15 protein-coding genes are annotated in these 20,711 nt (G+C 68.9%); 11 read left to right on the top strand and 4 right to left on the bottom strand.

Annotation, left to right across the window (positions count from 1 at the left end; genetic code table 11):
- Window positions 1–33: 33 nt before the first annotated feature.
- Entirely contained in the window at window positions 34–1,275 is a 1,242-nt protein-coding gene (locus tag IF54_RS0136290) for a trypsin-like serine peptidase (protein ID WP_030326740.1), read from the bottom strand.
- Between the two features lie 422 nt (window positions 1,276–1,697).
- Here IF54_RS0136290 and IF54_RS0136295 point away from each other — a divergent pair, with 422 nt between their 5' ends.
- The 4 genes from IF54_RS0136295 to IF54_RS0136310 all read left to right on the top strand — a co-directional run bounded on the left by IF54_RS0136295 (window position 1,698) and on the right by IF54_RS0136310 (window position 8,988).
- Window positions 1,698–3,317 carry a diaminobutyrate--2-oxoglutarate transaminase family protein gene (locus IF54_RS0136295; protein ID WP_030326743.1) on the top strand — a complete coding sequence of 540 codons (1,620 nt, stop codon included), beginning with the start codon at window positions 1,698–1,700 and terminating at the stop codon, window positions 3,315–3,317.
- Window positions 3,318–3,774: 457 nt separating this feature from the next.
- Window positions 3,775–5,706: an IucA/IucC family protein gene (locus tag IF54_RS0136300; RefSeq protein WP_420790974.1), complete on the top strand. Its 1,932-nt coding sequence runs from the start codon at window positions 3,775–3,777 to the stop codon at window positions 5,704–5,706.
- A gap of 36 nt (window positions 5,707–5,742) precedes the next feature.
- The gene (locus IF54_RS0136305) at window positions 5,743–6,627 is read left to right on the top strand and encodes a GNAT family N-acetyltransferase (RefSeq protein ID WP_030326745.1); all 885 of its coding nucleotides are present in this window, start codon (window positions 5,743–5,745) and stop codon (window positions 6,625–6,627) included.
- Window positions 6,628–6,969: 342 nt separating this feature from the next.
- Complete coding sequence (locus tag IF54_RS0136310) at window positions 6,970–8,988, top strand: ATP-dependent DNA helicase (RefSeq protein ID WP_030326746.1); 2,019 nt, start codon at window positions 6,970–6,972, stop codon at window positions 8,986–8,988.
- Between the two features lie 115 nt (window positions 8,989–9,103).
- Here IF54_RS0136310 and lexA read toward each other — a convergent pair whose 3' ends face one another.
- A complete protein-coding gene (lexA, locus tag IF54_RS0136315; RefSeq protein ID WP_020139143.1) occupies window positions 9,104–9,883 on the bottom strand; it encodes a transcriptional repressor LexA in 780 nt (259 codons plus the stop codon).
- Window positions 9,884–10,444: 561 nt separating this feature from the next.
- Between lexA and nrdR the strand changes: the two genes are divergently transcribed.
- The 3 genes from nrdR (at window position 10,445) to IF54_RS0136330 (ending at window position 14,937) form a co-directional block, all read left to right on the top strand.
- Entirely contained in the window at window positions 10,445–11,023 is a 579-nt protein-coding gene (gene nrdR / locus IF54_RS0136320) for a transcriptional regulator NrdR (RefSeq protein ID WP_030326747.1), read from the top strand.
- A gap of 162 nt (window positions 11,024–11,185) precedes the next feature.
- The gene (locus IF54_RS0136325; protein WP_030326748.1) at window positions 11,186–14,086 is read left to right on the top strand and encodes a vitamin B12-dependent ribonucleotide reductase; all 2,901 of its coding nucleotides are present in this window, start codon (window positions 11,186–11,188) and stop codon (window positions 14,084–14,086) included.
- Between the two features lie 143 nt (window positions 14,087–14,229).
- Entirely contained in the window at window positions 14,230–14,937 is a 708-nt protein-coding gene (locus IF54_RS0136330; RefSeq protein WP_030326750.1) for a DUF6215 domain-containing protein, read from the top strand.
- A gap of 33 nt (window positions 14,938–14,970) precedes the next feature.
- On the opposite strand, the gene IF54_RS0136335 is transcribed toward IF54_RS0136330, so the two are convergent.
- On the bottom strand, window positions 14,971–15,495 hold the full coding sequence (locus IF54_RS0136335) for a TerD family protein (protein WP_030326752.1): 525 nt from the start codon (window positions 15,493–15,495) through the stop codon (window positions 14,971–14,973).
- A gap of 148 nt (window positions 15,496–15,643) precedes the next feature.
- Here IF54_RS0136335 and IF54_RS0136340 point away from each other — a divergent pair, with 148 nt between their 5' ends.
- The 3 genes from IF54_RS0136340 (at window position 15,644) to IF54_RS0136350 (ending at window position 17,946) form a co-directional block, all read left to right on the top strand.
- Window positions 15,644–16,249 (top strand): YdbC family protein, encoded by a 606-nt coding sequence (locus tag IF54_RS0136340; RefSeq protein ID WP_028809894.1) that lies wholly within the window; start codon window positions 15,644–15,646, stop codon window positions 16,247–16,249.
- Between the two features lie 119 nt (window positions 16,250–16,368).
- The gene (locus tag IF54_RS0136345; protein ID WP_030326754.1) at window positions 16,369–17,028 is read left to right on the top strand and encodes a histidine phosphatase family protein; all 660 of its coding nucleotides are present in this window, start codon (window positions 16,369–16,371) and stop codon (window positions 17,026–17,028) included.
- A 12-nt stretch (window positions 17,029–17,040) separates the two neighbouring features.
- The gene (locus tag IF54_RS0136350; protein ID WP_030326755.1) at window positions 17,041–17,946 is read left to right on the top strand and encodes an ADP-ribosylglycohydrolase family protein; all 906 of its coding nucleotides are present in this window, start codon (window positions 17,041–17,043) and stop codon (window positions 17,944–17,946) included.
- Window positions 17,947–18,348: 402 nt separating this feature from the next.
- Here the strand turns inward: IF54_RS0136350 and IF54_RS0136355 are convergent, their stop codons facing one another.
- Window positions 18,349–19,896 (bottom strand): MFS transporter, encoded by a 1,548-nt coding sequence (locus IF54_RS0136355; protein WP_030326757.1) that lies wholly within the window; start codon window positions 19,894–19,896, stop codon window positions 18,349–18,351.
- Window positions 19,897–20,083: 187 nt separating this feature from the next.
- On the opposite strand from IF54_RS0136355, the gene IF54_RS0136360 reads away from it, so the two are divergent.
- On the top strand, window positions 20,084–20,707 hold the full coding sequence (locus tag IF54_RS0136360; protein ID WP_030326759.1) for a TetR/AcrR family transcriptional regulator: 624 nt from the start codon (window positions 20,084–20,086) through the stop codon (window positions 20,705–20,707).
- Window positions 20,708–20,711 lie beyond the last annotated feature (4 nt).

Consider the following 20,711-nt stretch of genomic DNA (forward strand, 5'->3'; position numbering starts at 1 on the left):
AACGGGGGCTGGGGAGGTGGGGGCCGGGGGCGGTCACTGTCCCGAGCGCTTCCGGCTGACCGAGTCGTACACCCCCTCGGCCACCTGACCCAGCCGGGGTCCGGCCAGCCAGCCCGCGTTCACCGGGCCTATGGAGGTGTTGGACACCAGTGCCGGCCGACCGTCCGCCCCGGCTGCGACCCAGCCGCCACCGGACGAACCACCGGTCATGGTGCAGCCGATGCGGTACATGGTCGGATCCGAGGCGCTCAGCGACAGCCGCCCGGGCCTGTCCTGGCACTGGTAGAGCGACTCACCGTCGAACGGTGCCGCTGCCGGATACCCGCTCGCCGTGATGGTCCTCACCCGCGGCACCGCCGGAGCGGCGAAGTCCACCGGCAGGGCCGAACCGACCGTCTCCTCCAGCGACTTGCCGTTCCCTCCGCCTTCCGGCGTCACATGGATCACGGCGAAGTCGTACGGCGCCCCGGCCCCGCCCGTCGGCCCGCCCTGCGCGATCCACTGCTCCGAGGTCCCCGCCCAGTCGGCCCACCAGACACCGTACGGAGCCAGCTCGTCCTCGCTCGCACTCGTCAACTCCTCACCCGACAAGGCCTGGTCGTTGTACGACGGCACGAACGCGATGTTGCGGTACCAACCGCCGTTCCGGCCCGCGTGCACGCAATGCCCCGCCGTCCAGACCAGGTTGGACCTGCCCGGAGCGGCCGGATCCTCCACGACCGTCGCCGAGCACACCATCGTGCCCTCGGGGGAGTCGAAGAACACCTTGCCCGCCTCAGGGACGTTGTCGTGATACGTAGGCGACACGGCTTTCGCGTCCACCGGCGCCGGCTCCGGGTCGGTGACCCCCTGGTCACCCGAGAGGTCGCTCTCCTGGACACCCCGGTCCGGATCCTCGGCCCGGCGCATCCGGTCCGGATTCCACAGGCCCTCGATGATCGGGTTGATGTAGTCCTGGGCCTCGCGCAGCCAGTCGTCCCTGTCCCAGTCCTTCCAGGCCCCGTTCTTCCACTGGTCGACATCGATTCCGTGCTCCTTGAGCCGGTCCTTGATGTCGTCGGGGATCGTGATCTTGCCGTCGCCCTCACCGGACGATGCCGACGCTGCGGACGCGGAGGCCCGCGCGTCCGCGCCGGCGCCCTGGGAGTCGCAGGCGGTCGCGGTCAGGGCCAGCACCGAGGCGAGAGCCACGGCGGTCACCGCGGAAGAGGTTCTGCGGCGCGCCCCCTTCCGGCCTTCGCCGCGAGCGATGAACGACAGCCGATCTGATCGCATGCTCTGCCTCCCCCTGCTGTGCACGAACCGGATGCGTAAGGACGAACCGGATGCCAGGGCCTGCGACTTCCGCGAGCGTCCCGTGAGTTCACCCTCCGGCACCACGTCTTGGAACGGCACCACACACTATGCGCCCGCTGTGGGTGACTTCCGACGGAATCGCAACAGTTACGTCACTCCAAATATCTCAGGACCACCCGTAACCCGGTGCTCGGTCCGGGGTTGGTAGCGGTGGGGGCTCTTGCCCACGACCCTGCCTGCGGACGGCCGGGTTCCCGCGCCCCGACTCCCGGAGGCTTTCCAGCCATCGGGTCATCGATGTGCCGAGATGTCGAGCAAAGGCTCACGGGGTTCCGTATGTCGGGACGGGCGAGTCCGCGAGGGAACCGCTTGCCCCAGCACAGCGCGACGACGGGAGAACCATGGCCGTGACCGAGACCGCCGTGACCGAGGCCGCATCGGGGAAGGCCAAGGCGGGACCGACCGCCGTCCAGGACACGTCGGCGGGCCGGGCCGCACACGAGGGGATCCTGCGGCGTCAGTCGGCCCGCGAATCGGCGGCCCGCACCTACGCCCGCGCCCTCCCGATCGTCCCCGTCCGCGCCCGCGGTCTGACCATCGAGGGTGCCGACGGCCGCCGTTATCTCGACTGCCTCTCGGGCGCCGGCACCCTGGCCCTCGGGCACAACCACCCCGTCGTCCTCGAAGCGATCCGCAAGGTCCTCGACTCGGGCGCGCCCCTCCACGCCCTCGACCTCGCCACCCCCGTCAAGGACGCCTTCACCACCGAGCTGTTCCGCACCCTGCCGCCGGGTCTCGCCGGCCACGCGCGCGTCCAGTTCTGCGGACCGGCCGGCACCGACGCGGTCGAGGCCGCCTTCAAGCTCGTACGTGCCGCGACCGGCCGCAGCGAACTTCTCGCCTTCGCCGGCGCCTACCACGGCATGACCTCCGGCGCCCTCGAAGCCTCCGGCCACGCCTCCGACGTGCGGGTCGCCCGGCTCCCCTACCCGCAGGACTACCGCTGCCCCTTCGGCGTGGGCGGTCCCCAGGGCGCCGAACTCGCCGCCCGCTGGACCGAGTCCGTCCTCGACGACCCCAAGTCCGGGGTCCCGCTGCCCGCCGGGATGATCCTCGAACCCGTCCAGGGCGAGGGCGGGGTCCTCCCCGCTCCGGACGACTGGATGCGGCGCATGCGGCACATCACGGCCAACCGCTCGATCCCGCTGATCGCCGACGAGGTCCAGACGGGCGTCGGACGCACCGGCACCTTCTGGGCGGTGGAGCACAGCGGCATCACCCCCGACGCCATGGTGCTCTCGAAGGCCATCGGCGGCAGTCTGCCTCTCGCGGTCGTCGTCTACCGGGACGACCTCGACGTCTGGGAACCCGGTGCCCACGCCGGCACCTTCCGCGGCAACCAACTCGCCATGGCCGCGGGCACGGCCACGATGGCCTACGTCCGCGAAAACGCGCTCGCGGAACGAGCGGCCGCCCTCGGCACGCGCATGCTGAACCAACTCCGCCTCCTGGCCGAGGAGTTCCCGGTGATCGGTGATGTGCGGGGGCGGGGGCTGATGATCGGCGTGGAGATGGTGGAGACGGAGATGGTGGAGACGGAGGGGTGGGGGGTTGGTGCGGCTCCAGGGCGTGGTGGGGGCGTCGCGGCCGGCGGAGTTGATGAGTGCGGTGAGGGCGGGGGCGGGGGCGGGGACGGTGGCCGGGGTGCTGGCGGGGTTGGTTCGCCGGGGAGTGGTGCATGGGGTGCCGGCGGGGTCGGTTCCCTTCGCCCTGTTCTTCCTCGCCCCGCATCTCCTGCACTCGCCGCCGCCGTCCAACGGGAGTGCCTCCGACGCGGCCTGATCGTCGAACTCGGCGGCCGTCACTCGAGCGTCGTCCGCCTGCTCCCACCCCTGACGATCACCGACGAACAGGCGACCGCCGTCCTCGACCGCCTTGCCGACGCGGTGGCAGCGGTGGCCCGCGATCACGTCTCCGGGAGTGGGAGGCAGCAACAGCGTCGCCGCCGGAGTGGGGGATAGGGAGGTGGGGCGGGCGGGGGAGTTGCCGAGGAGCGGAGCGGGTTTGGTTGCCGTGGCTTCTGTGGGGTCTGTGCCTGTGTCCGTGCGTGGGCCCCGGTCGCCTTCGGAGTGCGGGAGGCGGTAGGGAGAGCCGAAGGGGCCGCAGGTCCGCAGTGGCGCCTGGTGGGGTGGGACACCGACTGTTCCGAGCCCGTGGGCGCCGCCATCCCAGCACCGAGGGAGATTGCCGGGCCGCCTGCCCGCCAGCCCCCACGGCATCGGCAACGCACCGGCCAAAGCACCCGCCAGCGCCGCAATGCGCTCCGACTTCCTCCCGGTCACCAGTCGCACAAGCCGACTGAACATCCACGACCACCAGCCCCTCCGATCCACCACCCTCTCTGCACTCCAGGACAGAGAACGCACCCCGCAATCCCAGAACGATCCCCTGGCAGCCCGAGGAACAGCGAACGTGAACATCACCCCCGCCCCCGCTCCTGACAACGGGACGTCTACGCAGCCCCCCACGGCTCCTCCCCTCCCAAGCTCTCCTCGGCCCCACCGCACCCCCTCCCAGGCCGGCCCACCACGACAGGAACGCCTGCCTGACACCACCCCGGACACCACCCCGGACCCCCTGGACCACCCCGACGCCCATACCGCAGCCGAGGCCGCAGCCGTGGAGAACCTGCTGCGCTGTTGGGTCCGAGAGAACGACCTCCCGGCGCCCGCACAAGGCACCGGCACTCTCCACATCCCCCTACCCGCCAGCGGCGCCTCCCTCCTCGTCCCTGTCCAGTACTGGTCCCCGACGGGTTGGCACCGCTTCGGCCGTCCCCGTCTCGACGGCGCCCCTGTGCAGGCTCCGCCGGTGGACGCGGTCACCCTCGCAGCACTGCTCTCCCGCGAGTCGATGCCGACGGACCCCACATCCGCGGGTGCGGAACTCACCGCACCCGCATCAGTCGAACTCACCGCTCGCGTCGCCGACTCCGTACGTCGCACCGCGATTTTCGTCCGCGAGCGCCTCAAGCACCCCGACGACGGCCCCGACCTCTTCCTCGCCGCCGAACAGGCACTCGTCCTCGGCCACCCACTCCACCCCGCCCCGAAGAGCCGTGAGGGCCTCTCCGAAGCCGAAGCCACCTTCTACTCACCCGAACTGCGCGGCTCCTTCCCGCTGCGCTGGCTCGCTGTCGACCCCTCTCTCCTCGCCACCGACTCGGCTTGGACCGAACGCGGCCGTCCCGTCCCCGCGGCCCACCTCACCCAGCGCCTGGCCGGACCCCACCTCCCCCTGCCCGACGGCCACACCGCTCTGCCCATGCATCCCTGGCAGCTCCGTGAGGTCCGGCTCCGCCCCGAAGCCGCCCCGCTCTTCGCATCCGGAATGCTCCGGGACCTCGGTGATCACGGCTCCCGCTGGCATCCCACCTCCTCCGTACGTACGGTCCATCGCTCCGGTGCTCCCGCCATGCTCAAGCTCTCGCTCGGCCTGTGCATCACCAACTCCCGCCGCGAGAACCTCCGCAAGGAACTCCACCGCGGTGTCGAGGTGCACCAACTTCTGCGTGCCGGCCTGTCCAGGGAGTGGCAGGCGGCCCACCCCGCGTTCGACATCGTGCGCGACCCCGCCTGGCTCGCCGTCGACGGACCCGACGGGACTCCCGTCCCCGGCCTTGACGTGGTGATCCGTCACAACCCGTTCACCCCGTCCCACGACGTCTCCTGCGTCGCCGGACTGGTCTCACCCCGTCCCCACGCCGACCCCGTCACAGGCCGAACGACCTGGCGATCCCGGTTGGCCCAGCTCGTCACCCGTCTCGCCTTCCGGACCGGCCGGCCGCACGGAGCCGTCGCCGCCGAGTGGTTCCTGCGCTATCTCGAACATGTCGTCCGCCCGGTGCTGTGGTTCGACGGCGAGGCGGGTATCGCACTGGAGGCGCACCAGCAGAACACCCTGGTACTGCTGGACGATGACGGCTGGCCCGCCGGCGGTCGCTACCGTGACAACCAGGGCTACTACTTCCGCGAGTCCCGACGGGCGGAACTCGATGCCCGGTTGCCAGGCGTCGGGCAACGCAGCGACACCTTCGTCTCCGATGAAGTCACCGATGAGCGCTTCGCCTACTACCTGGCGATCAACAACGTCTTCGGGCTCATCGGTGCGTTCGGTTCCCAGCACCTGGCCGATGAACAGCTGTTGCTCGCAGCCTTCCGCCGCTTCCTGGACGACGTGGCCTCCGGACCCGACCGAAGGCGCAGCACCCTCCCCGGCCGCCTGCTCGACTCACCCGTCCTGCGCTGCAAGGCCAACCTGCTGACCCGAGTGCACGGTCTCGACGAGCTCGTCGGTCCGGTCGACACCCAGTCCGTCTACGTCACCATCGCCAACCCCCTTCACTCCTGAGGAACATGACCCACCCCACCTCCTGAGAGGCCCGCAGTGTCAGCCACCCGTGCCCACACCAAATCTGCTTCCGTCCCCTCGGCCGACGCCGACGCCGACGCCGACGCCGCCGGCACCGAGCTCGATCCCGACGCTGAGACCGGCGCCGCCACACCAGGCACCGACCAGGGCACCGACAGCGAGGACACGCTGGAACTGCGTCTGCCCGAGGAACTCCTCGCGCTCCTCGATCCGGAGGGCACCGGCAGAGGCGGACACCGAGAACCGAGCCGAGACGACGGCACCACACCGCCGTACACCGCGCAGCCATACGCCACACCGCCGAACACCGCACTGACCCCTGCCTGCGGGGACCTGCTCGGCAACATCGCCGACTGGGGTCCGGTCACCACCCCGGCAGGCGTGTTTCACCTGGTGCCCGTGCAGGTCCACCGGGACCTCCCTCTCATCAGCCGGTGGATGAACGACCCCGCCGTCACCGCGTTCTGGGAGCTGGCCGGGCCTCAGCGCGTGACGGAGGAGCACCTGCGGTCCCAGCTGACCGGCGACGGACGCAGCGTGCCTTGCCTCGGAGTGCTGGAGGGCACTCCGATGAGCTACTGGGAGATCTACCGTGCAGACCTCGATCCGCTGGCCCGCCACTATCCGGCAAGACCGCATGACACCGGTATCCACCTCCTCATCGGAGAAGTCCTCCATCGCGGGCGCGGTCTGGGCAGCACACTCCTCCGCGCCCTGGCCGATCTCGTGCTCGACAAGCGGCCCGCCTGCGCCCGCGTCATCGCGGAACCCGACCTTCGCAACATTCCGTCCGTCACCGCCTTCCTGAGCGCAGGCTTCCGCTTCTCCGCCGAGATCGACCTGCCCGCCAAACGGGCGGCCCTCATGGTCCGGGAGCGGTCCCTGCGCGATCTGCTGTAGCAGCGCGTCATCGCGTAATCACTTTTGGTACACCGCCCGCGGCGGGCCGGTTCCCACTCGCCCCGAAATTTTTTCGTGAGCGCCTCGCCAGTCCCGGACCGAGCCAGTCGGAAGTCGCGAAGCGTGCCAATCGGAGGGGTCTCCGGACACTTTCGGCCTTCGCCGGACGGATCCCGAACCATTCGTGCCACACCCGGTCCGATACGAACCAAGTCGAGCCGATCCGATACCGGCTCGCGACTGCTCCGAGCTGCTCCCGGTCCTGATCCCGCCCCTGCTCCCAGCCCTCGTCCCCGCCTTGATCACCCCAATGTCAGTGTCGGGTCGTAGGGTGGTCGCGCTATGACGAAGCCCTCACTCCCCGAACTCCTGCATGCTGCCGTCACTGCCGTCGGCGGCACGGAGCGCCCCGGCCAGGTGACCATGGCCGAATCCGTCAGGGATGCGATCGACGACAGCTCCCATCTGCTGGTGCAGGCCGGCACCGGCACCGGAAAGTCGCTGGGCTATCTCGTGCCCGCGCTGGCGCACGGGGAGCGGGTCGTCGTCGCGACGGCCACCCTGGCCCTCCAGAGACAACTCGTCGAGCGTGACCTGCCGCGCACGGTCGATGCCCTGCATCCGCTGCTGCGCCGCCGCCCCGAGTTCGCGATGCTCAAGGGCCGGTCGAACTACCTGTGTCTGCACCGGCTGCATGAAGGAGTTCCACAGGACGAGGAGGAGGGCCTCTTCGACCAGTTCGAGGCCGCCGCGCCCACCAGCAAGCTGGGCCAGGACCTCCTGCGGCTGCGGGACTGGTCCCAGGACACCGAGACCGGTGACCGTGACGACCTCACTCCCGGTGTCTCGGACCGGGCCTGGGCGCAGATCTCCGTGTCCTCCCGGGAGTGCCTGGGAGCCACGAAGTGCGCCTACGGAGCGGAGTGCTTCGCCGAGATGGCTCGTGAGCGCGCCAAACTCGCCGAGGTCGTCGTCACCAACCACGCGCTGCTCGCCATCGACGCGATCGAAGGCGCCCCGGTCCTCCCGCAGCACGAGGTGCTGATCGTCGACGAGGCTCATGAGCTGGTCTCCCGGGTCACCGGCGTCGCCACCGGCGAGCTCACCCCCGGCCAGGTGAACCGCGCGGTGCGCCGCGCCGCGAAGCTGGTCAACGAAAAGGCGGCCGACCAGCTCCAGACCGCCGCCGAGGGCTTCGAGCGGCTGATGGAGCTCGCCCTGCCCGGCCGACTGGAGGAGATTCCGGAGGACCTCGGCTACGCCCTCATGGCCCTGCGGGACGCCGCGCGTACGGTCATCTCCGCGATCGGCGCGACCCGCGACAAGTCGGTCCAGGACGAGGACGCGGTCCGCAAGCAGGCGCTCGCCTCCGTGGAGTCGGTTCACGACGTGGCGGAGCGGATCACGAACGGCTCGGAGTGGGACGTCGTCTGGTACGAGCGCCACGACCGCTTCGGTGCTTCCCTGCGCGTCGCCCCCATGTCGGTGTCGGGCCTGCTGAGGGAGAAGCTGTTCGCCGACCGCTCCGTGGTCCTGACCTCGGCGACCCTGAAACTGGGCGGCGACTTCAACGGCGTCGGCGCGTCCCTCGGGCTCGCCCCGGAGGGGACCGAGGGCGATGACCTGCCGAAGTGGAAGGGCGTGGACGTGGGTTCGCCCTTCGACTACCCCAGGCAGGGCATCCTGTACGTCGCCAAGCACCTCTCGCGCCCCGCGCGCGACGGCGACCGCGTGGACATGCTCGACGAGCTGACCGAGCTCATCCAGGCGGCCGGCGGCCGCACCCTGGGCCTGTTCTCGTCCATGAGGGCGGCCCAGCTGGCTGCCGAGGAACTGCGCTCCCGTATCCCGGAGTTCCCGATCCTCCTCCAAGGCGAGGAGACCCTCGGTGAACTGATCAAGAACTTCGCGGCAGACCCGAAGACCTGCCTCTTCGGCACCCTGTCTCTGTGGCAGGGCGTCGACGTACCCGGCCCCAGCTGTCAGCTCGTCGTCATGGACAAGATCCCCTTCCCGCGTCCCGACGACCCCCTGATGAGCGCCCGCCAGAAGGCCGTCGAGGACGCGGGGGGCAACGGCTTCATGGCCGTGGCCGCCACACACGCGGCACTTCTGATGGCACAGGGCGCGGGCCGTCTCGTCCGGGCATCAGGGGACCGTGGCGTCGTGGCCGTACTGGACCAGAGGCTGGCCACCGCGCGGTACGGCAGTTATCTGAAGGCGTCACTGCCTGACTTCTGGTACACGACGGACCGTAACCAGGTCCGGAAGTCGCTCGCGGCGATCGACGCCGCCGCGAAGGTGACCGAGGCGGCGGAACTCGCGGCCGACGCAGGGAAAGCCCAGGCGGAAGCGGAGTGATGGTGCGGGCCTCCATGCCCCTGGGGGCAGGGGCATGGGCCCGGACAGCGCAGGGCCCCGGAACCGGCGCAGAGGTTCCGGGGCCCGGTCGAATCGGCGGGGTCTGCCGCGGTGCTCAGACGCGCCGCAGAACGGCCACCACCTTGCCGAGGATCGTCGCGTCGTCGCCGGGGATCGGCTCGTACGCGGCGTTGTGGGGGAGGAGCCAGACATGGCCGTCCTCGCGCTTGAAGCGCTTGACGGTGGCCTCGCCGTCGAGCATCGCGGCGACGATGTCGCCGTTCTCGGCGACGGGTTGGCGGCGGACGGTGACCCAGTCGCCGTCGCAGATCGCGGCCTCGATCATAGAGTCACCGACGACCTTGAGGACGAACAGCTCACCGTCACCGACGAGCTGACGCGGCAGTGGGAACACGTCCTCGACCGATTCCTCGGCGAGGATCGGGCCACCGGCGGCGATCCGGCCCACCAGCGGGACGTACGATGCGGCGGGCTTGCCCGCGGTGTCCGTCGGCTGCGCCGAAGCGCCCTGGTCGGAGCCACGCACCTCGTACGCGCGCGGACGGTGCGGGTCGCGGCGCAGGAAGCCCTTGCGCTCCAGCGCCATCAGCTGATGTGCGACGGACGAGGTGCTCGACAGGCCCACCGCCTGGCCGATCTCCCGCATGGACGGCGGGTAGCCACGCCGCTGGACTGAGTCCCTGATGACCTCGATCACTCGGCGCTGCCGGTCCGTGAGTCCCGAGCTGTCGGCCCTGATGCCTGGAGGCCGGCCCGGCAGGGAGCGCTTGTGTCCCTCGGGATTCACGGCTTCGTTCATCGCATGCACCGGCTCGAGTCGGCCCTGGGAACGGTCCTGGGCAGTGATGGTGGCACTGTCTGCGGTCGTGGTCACGTCGGCCCCTCTCGATGGTCTCCCTGCTGGACAACGGTAGTTGCTTTCGAAAGGTTGCGCCAAACACACGTTCGAGTGAAAAATCGCGGATTGCCTGACGCGATCAAGTGTCTGGGTGTATGGCTAACGCGCCGACCGCCGAACTGAAGGGGCCATTGCTGTACTCTTCACCGCCGGTGGCGACCTCGCGGTCCGCTGGGCCAGTCTGCCACCAGGTGACCCGTCAGCCGGGCACCGGCTTCCATCTCTGCGGGAATCCCACGTCCCCTCCCTGTGGCTCACACGGTATCTCCGCATGCTGCGCAGGGATACGGCTGTGCGTCGTGTTCGCCGCGGGCCGGGACGGTCGTATGGCACATGCCCATACTCGCGCGACACGCGCGTACGGCGTGTATGCCGTGCCAATCCCTACATGTAGTGCTTGGATTGCTACAGCAGCCCAGAAGTTGTGGTCCCCCGGGTCTCCGCGCCCGCTGTCATCGCCTATGCTTGGGGCTGCTTCGAGGGGCTCATGGGGCCCAGCGAGGCTATTGAGTCTGCTGTGAGGAGGGTTGGGAGTTCATGCACTGCCCCTTCTGCAGGCACCCCGACAGCCGCGTCGTCGACAGTCGTACGACCGACGACGGCACGTCGATCCGCAGGCGCCGCCAGTGTCCGGACTGCTCCCGTCGTTTCACGACCGTGGAGACGTGCTCGCTGATGGTGGTCAAGCGGTCCGGAGTCACCGAGCCTTTCAGCCGTACCAAGGTCATCAACGGTGTGCGCAAGGCATGCCAGGGACGGCCTGTCACCGAGGACGCGCTCGCTCAGCTCGGCCAACGGGTCGAGGAGGCGGTGCGGGCCACCGGAAGCGCCGAGCTGACCACCCACGACGTGGGGCTGGCCATACTCGGACCGTTGCAGGAGCTCGATCTCGTCGCGTATCTGCGTTTCGCCTCCGTCTACCGGGCATTCGACTCGCTCGAGGACTTCGAGGCCGCGATCGCGGAACTGAGGGAGGACACGGGACCCCCCGCCGCGGACGACGAGGACCGCGGAGAGGCTGAGGGCGGCAATGAGGCCGTCGTGGGGAGCCAGGAAGACGATCTCGGGCCCGGCGGGACCGCTCAGGTCCCCGAGCCCGCCCGCGCCGCCGACTGATCGGCGGGCCGGACCGGGCCAGGACCCCCGGGCCGGCCGGACGGCGGCCAACGAGACCTGTTGCGGGCGGTAGCGAGTGGGTGCCCGCAGCACCAGACAAAACACCGTGTCACGGGAACATCGTGGCACTTCAGGGCGTTTTAGCCCGTACAGGGAGGCGGCATGACAGAGACGGCGAGCGGTCCGGCACGGAGTTCCCGCGCCAAGGGCACCAAGGCGGCTGCGAACAAGGGCCTGCGCATCGAGCGCATCCACACCACCCCCGGCGTGCACCCGTACGACGAGGTGGCCTGGGAGCGCCGTGACGTCGTCATGACCAACTGGCGCGACGGCTCGGTCAACTTCGAGCAGCGCGGCGTAGAGTTCCCCGACTTCTGGTCGGTGAACGCGGTCAACATCGTCACCAGCAAGTACTTCCGCGGTGCCGTCGGCACCCCGCAGCGCGAGACCGGCCTCAAGCAGCTGATCGACCGCATCGTGAAGACGTACCGGAAGGCCGGTGAGGACTACAAGTACTTCGCCTCGCCCGCCGATGCGGAGATCTTCGAGCACGAGCTGGCGTACGCCCTCCTGCACCAGATCTTCAGCTTCAACAGCCCTGTGTGGTTCAACGTCGGTACGCCCCAGCCGCAGCAGGTCTCCGCCTGTTTCATCCTGGCCGTCGACGACTCCATGGAGTCGATCCTCGACTGGTACAAGGAAGAGGGCATGATCTTCAAGGGCGGCTCCGGTGCCGGCCTGAACCTCTCCCGGATCCGCTCCTCCAAGGAGCTGCTGTCCTCCGGCGGCAACGCCTCGGGTCCCGTCTCCTTCATGCGCGGTGCCGACGCCTCCGCAGGAACGATCAAGTCGGGTGGCGCCACCCGCCGCGCCGCCAAGATGGTCATCCTCGACGTCGACCACCCCGACATCGAGGACTTCATCGAGACCAAGGTGAAGGAAGAGGAGAAGATCCGCGCCCTGCGCGACGCGGGCTTCGACATGGACCTGGGCGGCGACGACATCACGTCGGTCCAGTACCAGAACGCCAACAACTCGGTCCGCGTGAACGACACCTTCATGAAGGCGGTCGAGACGGGCGGCAAGTTCGGGCTGACGTCCCGCATGACCGGTGAGGTCATCGAAGAGGTCGACGCCAAGGCGCTGTTCCGCAAGATGGCCGAGGCCGCGTGGGCCTGTGCCGACCCGGGCATCCAGTACGACGACACCATCAACCACTGGCACACGTGCCCGGAGTCCGGCCGTATCAACGGCTCGAACCCGTGCAGCGAGTACATGCACCTGGACAACACGTCCTGCAACCTCGCGTCGCTGAACCTCATGAAGTTCCTGAAGGACGACGGCAAGGGCCACCAGTCCTTCGACGTCGAGCGCTTCGCGAAGGTCGTCGAGCTCGTCATCACGGCGATGGACATCTCCATCTGCTTCGCCGACTTCCCGACCCAGAAGATCGGCGAGAACACGCGCGCGTTCCGCCAGCTCGGCATCGGCTACGCCAACCTCGGCGCCCTGCTGATGGCGACCGGCCACGCCTACGACTCGGACGGCGGCCGTGCCCTCGCCGGCTCCATCACCTCCCTGATGACCGGCACGTCGTACCGGCGGTCCGCCGAACTCGCCGCGGTCGTAGGCCCGTACGACGGCTACGCCCGCAACGCGCAGCCCCACCTGCGGGTCATGAAGCAGCACGCCGACGAGAACACCAAGGCCGTCCGCATGGACGACCTGGACACGCCGATCTGGGCCGCCGCCACGGAGGCCTGGCAGGACGTGCTGCGTCTCGGTGAGAAGAACGGTTTCCGTAACTCCCAGGCGTCCGTCATCGCCCCGACCGGCACCATCGGTCTCGCGATGTCCTGCGACACCACCGGTCTTGAGCCCGACCTCGCGCTGGTCAAGTTCAAGAAGCTGGTCGGCGGCGGCTCGATGCAGATCGTCAACGGCACGGTCCCGCAGGCCCTGCGCCGCCTGGGCTACCAGGAAGAGCAGATCGAGGCGATCGTCGCCCACATCGCCGAGAACGGCAATGTCGTCGACGCTCCCAGCCTCAAGCACGAGCACTACGAGGTCTTCGACTGCGCCATGGGCGAGCGTTCCATCTCCGCGATGGGCCACGTCCGCATGATGGCCGCGATCCAGCCGTGGATCTCCGGCGCCCTGTCCAAGACGGTCAACATGCCGGAGTCGGCGACCGTCGAGGAGGTCGAGGAGATCTACTTCGAGGCCTGGAAGATGGGCGTCAAGGCGCTCGCCATCTACCGCGACAACTGCAAGGTCGGCCAGCCCCTCTCCGCGAAGACCAAGGAGAAGGAGAAGGTCGAGGTCACCGAGAAGGCCGAGGCGACCATCCGCGAGACGGTCGAGAAGGTCATCGAGTACCGCCCGGTCCGCAAGCGCCTCCCGAAGGGCCGGCCCGGCATCACCACGTCCTTCACGGTCGGTGGCGCCGAGGGCTACATGACCGCCAACTCCTACCCGGACGACGGTCTCGGCGAGGTCTTCCTGAAGATGTCGAAGCAGGGCTCGACCCTCGCGGGCATGATGGACGCCTTCTCCATCGCGGTCTCCGTCGGTCTCCAGTACGGCGTGCCGCTGGAGACGTACGTCTCGAAGTTCACCAACATGCGCTTCGAGCCGGCCGGTATGACGGACGACCCGGACGTGCGGATGGCGCAGTCGATCGTCGACTACATCTTCCGCCGCCTGGCGCTGGACTTCCTGCCCTTCGAGACGCGCTCCGCGCTCGGCATCCACTCCGCCGAGGAGCGTCAGCGTCACCTGGAGACCGGCTCCTACGAGCCGACCGAGGACGAGGTCGACGTCGAGGGACTGGCCCAGTCGGCTCCGCGCACCCAGGAGCTGAAGGCCGTCGCCACGCCGAAGGCCGAGGTCGAGGCGGCAAAGCCCGCCCCGAAGCAGGCTCACACGAGCGCCGAGCTGGTGGAGATGCAGCTGGGCATCCAGGCCGACGCCCCGCTCTGCTTCTCCTGCGGTACGAAGATGCAGCGGGCCGGTTCCTGCTACATCTGCGAGGGCTGTGGCTCGACCAGCGGTTGCAGCTGACGTCGAACTAGCCGCGTAGGGCGGTGCGGTCGGGAAACCGGCCGCACCGCCCTCGTTCTTTTCCGTTTCTCCACGAGTCGATCACGCGCTAGGCTCCCTCCGCGCACGACCGGCGCGAAGAGCAGGGTGGGGACACGGGGGACATGAGCGAGCAGCAGATCAGCGATGCCGCGACGAGCGTCGAGAGACCCGAGAAGGGCATGAACGAGTGGGGGCAGGCCCTGCTGGCCCTGGTGGCGGTCGGGGGCCTTGCCGCTCTTCTGTTGTCAGGGACCTTTCAGTCGAAGGCCAGTGAACCCGAACCGGCCGCGTGTGACGCATCGGACGGCGCCCGGCCCTCGAAGCCCGTCTCCGGGATGCAGCTGTGCACGGCTCTGAACCGCGCGGACCTGCCCACACTGCTCGGCACACCGGACGAGTACGCCATGAACGCCAGCGGCAAGGAGACCTCGAGCAACTGGGCCGACGGCACCAAGACCGTCACGCCCGAGGCGGAGATCCAGCTGGCCACGTACTCCGTCAAGCTCTCCTCGTCCGAGGACGACACCCCGGTGGCCGAGATGGTGGGCTTCCTGGGGAAAACGGCGGAGAACAGGGTGATAGGCGGGCACCCGGCGGTCCTCTACTCGGACCGGACCATCGCCCTTCAGTTCAACTTCGGCGGCGGGAAGGTCGACACCGGTCCCGGCGGCATCGCCCGCAGTCTGGTGGTCGCCAAGAACGCCAAGGACGGCGGTGGTTTCTACGAGGTCACCATATGGCGCCAGGACGACGTCGTACCGGACGACTTCGCCCTGCTCCGCGTCGCCGAGACGGTACTGCCGACGGTCCCCGGCTGGGCCGCCGGCTGACGGGTCACCTGCGAACAGTGGCCCGCAGACGGGTCACTGGCGACCCATCGTCCGGGTGAAGGTGGCGGGGTCGTCTTCGAAGCCGCTGATCCCGGGATGGAAGTCCCAGGAACCGGATTCCTGGCGGACGAACTCGGCGATGGTCGCGGCCCTCGCGCCGAGGACGCTGCCGAAGTCGTCCTCGGCCAGGACCGTGTAGCCCTCCCTTATGCGCAGGGCAGGATTCGCCACGCCGACGAAGGTGCGGTGCACGGAGCGCTGCTGGATGACGGCACCCACCACCACACGCGTGTACCGCGCGTCGAGCCGGTCGAGCTCCAGCGTCATGACCTCGTCCCAGCCGAAGCCCTTGCCGTCCTTGCTGTCCCGGTTGAGGTAGATGGTGCCGTCGGGGGAGCGGCTGTCGAAGTGCACCACATAGGCGGGATCCCCGTACGGGGCGTCCGCCACGTAGGTCGCGGCAACGATGTCCAGATCGGTGTCCGGCTGCCCGGCCGGACTCGGATCCCACTTGAGCGCGACCTCGACCTTGCGGATCCCCTTGTTGACAGCGCTCACCAGACGTCCCCTTCCCCCTGCGTCCACGGTCCGAACTGCCGGTCGGGCAAGACCTGTTGTCCATCCTGCCACGAGGGTCCGACAGTTGGGGGTGCGCTCTCCCGCCGAGCGTGACCGACGCCACGCTTGGTGGCCTTACGATGGCGCGGTGCTGGTCAAGTGGATTCGCTGCACCGTGGTGGACCGCCGCGGCTTCGAGCGGGGGCAGCGAAAGTGGGCGGGGCTTCTGGGAGAGCCGGGGTTTCGGGGACAGGGCGGAGGCTGGAGCCGGGGACGGCAGGGTGTGGCGCACATCTTCTCCTTCTGGGAGAGCCGTTCCTTCTACGACTCCTTCATGGCGCGTTCCCACGACCGGCTCGCGGCGGCCCAGTCAGGCACGTTCAAGGACATCCAGGTCAAGCTGTTCGACTATCGCTTCGACGTGAAGACGGGCTTCGAGCCCCGCTTCACCGATGCCGACCTGGTGCGGTTCGCCCACTGCCGTGTCCACGAGGAGCGCGCGGAGCATTTCACCCTGATGCAGGAGAAGGTCTGGAACCCGGCCATGGCCGGCTCGCCCGGCATGATCCGGGGACTGTTCGGCGAGGCTCCGGGGCACGAGTTCCTGGTGCTCTCCATGTGGCGGTCGGCCGCTGAACACGGCAAATACCGCACCGAGAGGGTGGAGCGCCTCGCTCTGCGTGCCCAGACCGAGGCCGACGTCGCCGCCCTCACCGGTGACATTGTGGACCTCGAGCCGGCCTGGATAGTTTGAGATCCGAACTTGGTACGTGTGTGTTCATAAGTGACTTCTGGTACGGAAACCATGTGACCTACGCCGTATGGAGCGCGTACGAGTCCTCGATACGGGCCGACTCGATCTAGGGTTTTGGCATGGCACGACCACGGCGCATCGTCCTTGTCCGGCACGGGGAGTCAACGGGCAATGTTGATGACACCGTCTACGAACGCGAGCCCGACCACGCCCTGGCCTTGACGGAGCAGGGCTGGCGGCAGGCAGAGGAGACGGGCAAACGGCTGCGTGAGGTCTTCGGCCGCGAACGCGTCAGTGTGTACGTCTCCCCGTACCGCCGTACCCACGAGACGCTGCGCGCCTTCCACCTGGATCCCGAGCTCATACGGGTGCGTGAGGAGCCCCGGCTGCGGGAGCAGGACTGGGGGAACTGGCAGGACCGCGACGACGTACGCCTTCAGAAGGCCTATCGGGATGCCTACGGGCACTTCTTCTACCGGTTCGCCCAGGGAGAGTCCGGGGCCGACGTGTACGACCGGGTCGGCGGCTTCCTGGAGAGCCTGTTCCGCAGCTTCGAGGCCCCCGACCACCCGCCCAACGTCCTGATCGTGACGCACGGCCTGGCCATGCGGCTGTTCTGCATGCGCTGGTTCCACTGGACGGTCGCGGAATTCGAGTCGCTGTCGAACCCGGGGAACGCGGAGATGCGGATGCTCGTTCTCGGGGACGACGACAAGTACCTGATGGACCGACCGTTCGATCGTTGGCGGGATCCGGAACCGTACGGGATCACCGACTAGAGTGGCAGACCGATGACCGCTGACTCCTCAACCGACGGGCGCCTCGAGCGTGCCCTGGCCAGTCTGCGTGGTCTGGCCGTGGGAGACGCGCTGGGCTCGCAGTTCTTCGTGCCGGTGAACTACCCCCTCCTCCAGAACCGTGAGCTGCCGTCCGGCCGCTGGCAGTGGACGGACGACACCGAGATGGCCTGCTCCGTGGTGGCCGTCCTGAGTGCCCACCACCGCATCGACCAGGACGCACTGGCCCACTCCTTCGCCCGTCACCACGACTTCGACCGCGGTTACGGCCCCGCCGTCAACCGTCTGCTGCGGCTGGTCCGCGAGGGCGGCGACTGGCGTGAGCTGGCCGCGGCCCTCTTCAACGGGCAGGGCTCCTGGGGCAACGGTGCCGCGATGCGCATCCCGCCCCTCGGCGCCTACTACGCGGACGACCCGGAACAGGCGACCCACCAGGCCGAGATCTCGGCGTATCCCACGCACCAGCACCGGGAGGCCGTCGCCGGCGCGATGGCCGTCGCCGCGGCAGCCGCCCTGGCGGCGGATCCCAGTGGGCCGCCGAGCCCTGGTGCGCTCCTCGACGGTGTCATCGCTCTCGTTCCGAAGAGTGCCGTCGGCGCGGGGCTGCGCAGGGCCCGGGACATGCTCGACTACGGCGACGCCTCGACCGTCGCCGCGGTGTTGGGCTGCGGGCGCCGAACGACGGCCCATGACACCGTGCCGTTCGCGATCTGGTCGGCCGCCAGGTCTCTCGGCGACTACGAATCGGCGTTCTGGACGACCGCCCAGGTCGGCGGCGATGTGGACACGACCTGCGCCATCGTGGGCGGTGTGATCGCCGGCGGGAAGGCCGGGGCACCGCCCGCCGAGTGGGTGGCGCGGACCGAGGACTTTCCGGAGTGGTTGCGGGTGGCGGGTTGAAGGGCGACGCGGGTGGGCGCGGGTTGAGAGGCCTCGGGGCGCCGGTCCTCGTCTGGTAAACCGCCGTGCTCTGAGGCTCGGCGCGATCTTGGGGGCGCCGCGCTCCGGGGGCGCCGCGCTTGGAAACTCTCCGTGCATGTCGGGAACTCTGCGTGACCAAGTGCTCGTTGTCGTTGCAGTTGCTGTGCGACGGGCAGGCCGGTTGGCGCGAGGCAGGTGCGGGGGGTGGTTTCGGTGTGGTTGTGGTTGTCGGTACGGCTGCGGGTGTCGGGCGCGGCGCTCGCGGCGCTGCGGTGGGTGCTGCCTGTGCTGTCGTGGGTGTGCCGTGCGCGGATGGCCGGGCTGTCGTGGACCCAAGGGTCCTTGCCCGGCCATCCGGTGCTCGGCGTGAGCCCGGCGCGATCAGCCGAGGCCCGGACCCGCCGTGCCGGCGAGCGCCTCGAGGTCGCTCTTGCGGACCTTGATCACCAGCCAGGCGCTGACCAGGGCGAGTGCGGCCATCGCGGCAGCCGCGACGAAGCCCGTGGAGATTCCCTGGGCGAGCACCTCGTGCCCCCAGGGGGCGGGCAGTTGCTGCGTCTTGGCGAACTCCGCCTTCTGCTCCGCGGAACCGTCGGCCATGAAGTTCGGCAGCTGCTTCTCCGCCTCGTCCTTGCTGGCCGATCCGAACACCGTCGTCAGGATGGACAGGCCGAGCGAACCACCCACCTGTTGCATGGCGTTGAGCAGTCCGGAAGCCGCGCCCGCCTCGTGCTGGGCGACACCCGAGACCGCTGTGATCGTCAGCGTCACGAAGTTCAGCCCCATGCCGAAGCCGAAGACCAGCATCGGGCCCAGTACCCCGCCCGCGTAGGAACTGTCGGAGCTGATGAGCGTCTGCCAGGCGAGCCCGGCCACGGCAAGCGCCGACCCCGTGAGCATGAACGGCTTGGGGCCGAACACCGGCAGGAACCGTTGCGACAGACCCGCGCCCAGCGCGATCACGACGGTCACCGGCAGGAAGGCGAGCCCTGCCTCGATCGGGGTGTAGTCCAGTACGTTCTGGACGAAGAGGACGATGTAGAAGAACATGCCGAACATCGCTGCGGCCAGGCTCAGCATGATCACGTAGGTGCCCGCGCGGTTGCGGTCGGCGAACATCCGCAGCGGAGTGATGGGTTCCTTGGCTCGCGACTCGATGTACGCGAAGGCGAGCAGGAGCACCACGGCGACGCCGAAGGACCCGATGGTCAGGCTGTCCCGCCAGCCCTCGTCGGCGGCGCGGATGAAGCCGTAGACCAGCAGGGCCATGCCTCCAGTGGAGGTCAGAGCGCCCGCGATGTCGAAGCGGCCCGTGTGCCGTTCGGACTCGCTGATGTAGAGCGGGGTCAGGACCGCTATCAGTACGCCGATGGGCACGTTGACGAAGAGCACCCACCGCCAGTCGAGCCACTCGGTGAGCATGCCTCCCGCCAGCAGGCCTATCGCGCCGCCGCCCGCGGAGACCGCGGCGAAGACGCCGAAGGCCCGGTTCCGCTCCGGCCCTTCGGGGAAGGTGGTGGTGATCAGCGCCAGCGAGGTGGGCGACGCGATGGCGCCACCCATGCCCTGCAGGACGCGCGCAGCCAGCAACTGCCATGGCTCCTGGGCGAGTCCGCCGAGCAGCGAGGCGAAGGTGAACAACAGGATGCCGGTCAGGAAGACCCGGCGGCGCCCGAGGATGTCACCTGCCCGGCCGCCAAGGAGGAGCAGACCGCCGAAGGTGAGGGTGTAGGCGCTGACGACCCAGGTGAGGTCGGTGGTGCTGAACTTGAGCGCATCTTGAATGTGCGGCAGCGCGATGTTCACAATCGTCGCGTCGAGCACCACCATGAGTTGACAGGCCGCGATGACGGCAAGCGCGATGCCGGGATGCCCTTCCCGGCGGGCCGCGCCTGGCTTCTGACTGTTGATCAACTGAGAGGTTGTCACGATGAGTCCCCCACAAGCGCTTTAGTGAACGGTGGCGTTCACTGTCGCGCCCACGGTAGTGAGTCCCCAGTAGTGAACGCAAGCGTTCACTTAAGTTTGTCGGTGCGTGGCGTATCCCCCTATGTCGCCGCGCGACCCACCCGCCCTCCCCGGAATTCCCGCTTCCCTGTTCGCTGGAGACACTCAGATGGTTACCTCGCGCTGGACGGCCGCCCCCGCCCAGACGGCCTCACTCCGTCGGCGCGGCCCCGTGCTGGAACGGGCGATCCTCGATGCCGCCCTGGAGCAGCTCAGCACGGTCGGTTGGAACGGCCTCACGATGGAAGGTGTCGCGGCCGTGGCCCAGACGGGCAAGGCTGCGGTCTATCGTCGCTGGCCGTCCAAGGAGGACCTTGTCGCGGACGCGCTCAGGGCCGGGCTGCCGCGTTTCGAGGACGTGCCCGACCTCGGCGGCGTGCGAGAGGACCTGCTCGAACTCTGCCGACAGGCACGCGAGGCGATGTTCTCCCGTTCCGGCTTCGCGTTGCGTGCGGTCATTCACGAATGCGATCAGGTGCAGGCCGAGCGCTTCCATGCAGTCATCTTCAACGGAGTCGTGGAGCCGAGCGTCAAGCTGCTGCACCAGATTGTCACTCGCGGAATAGAGCGAGGAGAGGTCCGCCCTGACGCGGCGAACGACTACGTCTTCGATGCGATTCCGGCCATGATGATGTACCGCTCCAAGATGCGCGGAAGCGAATGGGGTGACCTGGAGATGGAAGAGATGATCGACCAGTTGGTCCTGCCCCTTCTGCGGCCGACGGGTTCCTGACCGG

Origin of the sequence: Streptomyces sp. NRRL B-3229, from assembly GCF_000719505.1 — a bacterium.
Classification (GTDB): domain Bacteria; phylum Actinomycetota; class Actinomycetes; order Streptomycetales; family Streptomycetaceae; genus Streptomyces; species Streptomyces griseorubiginosus.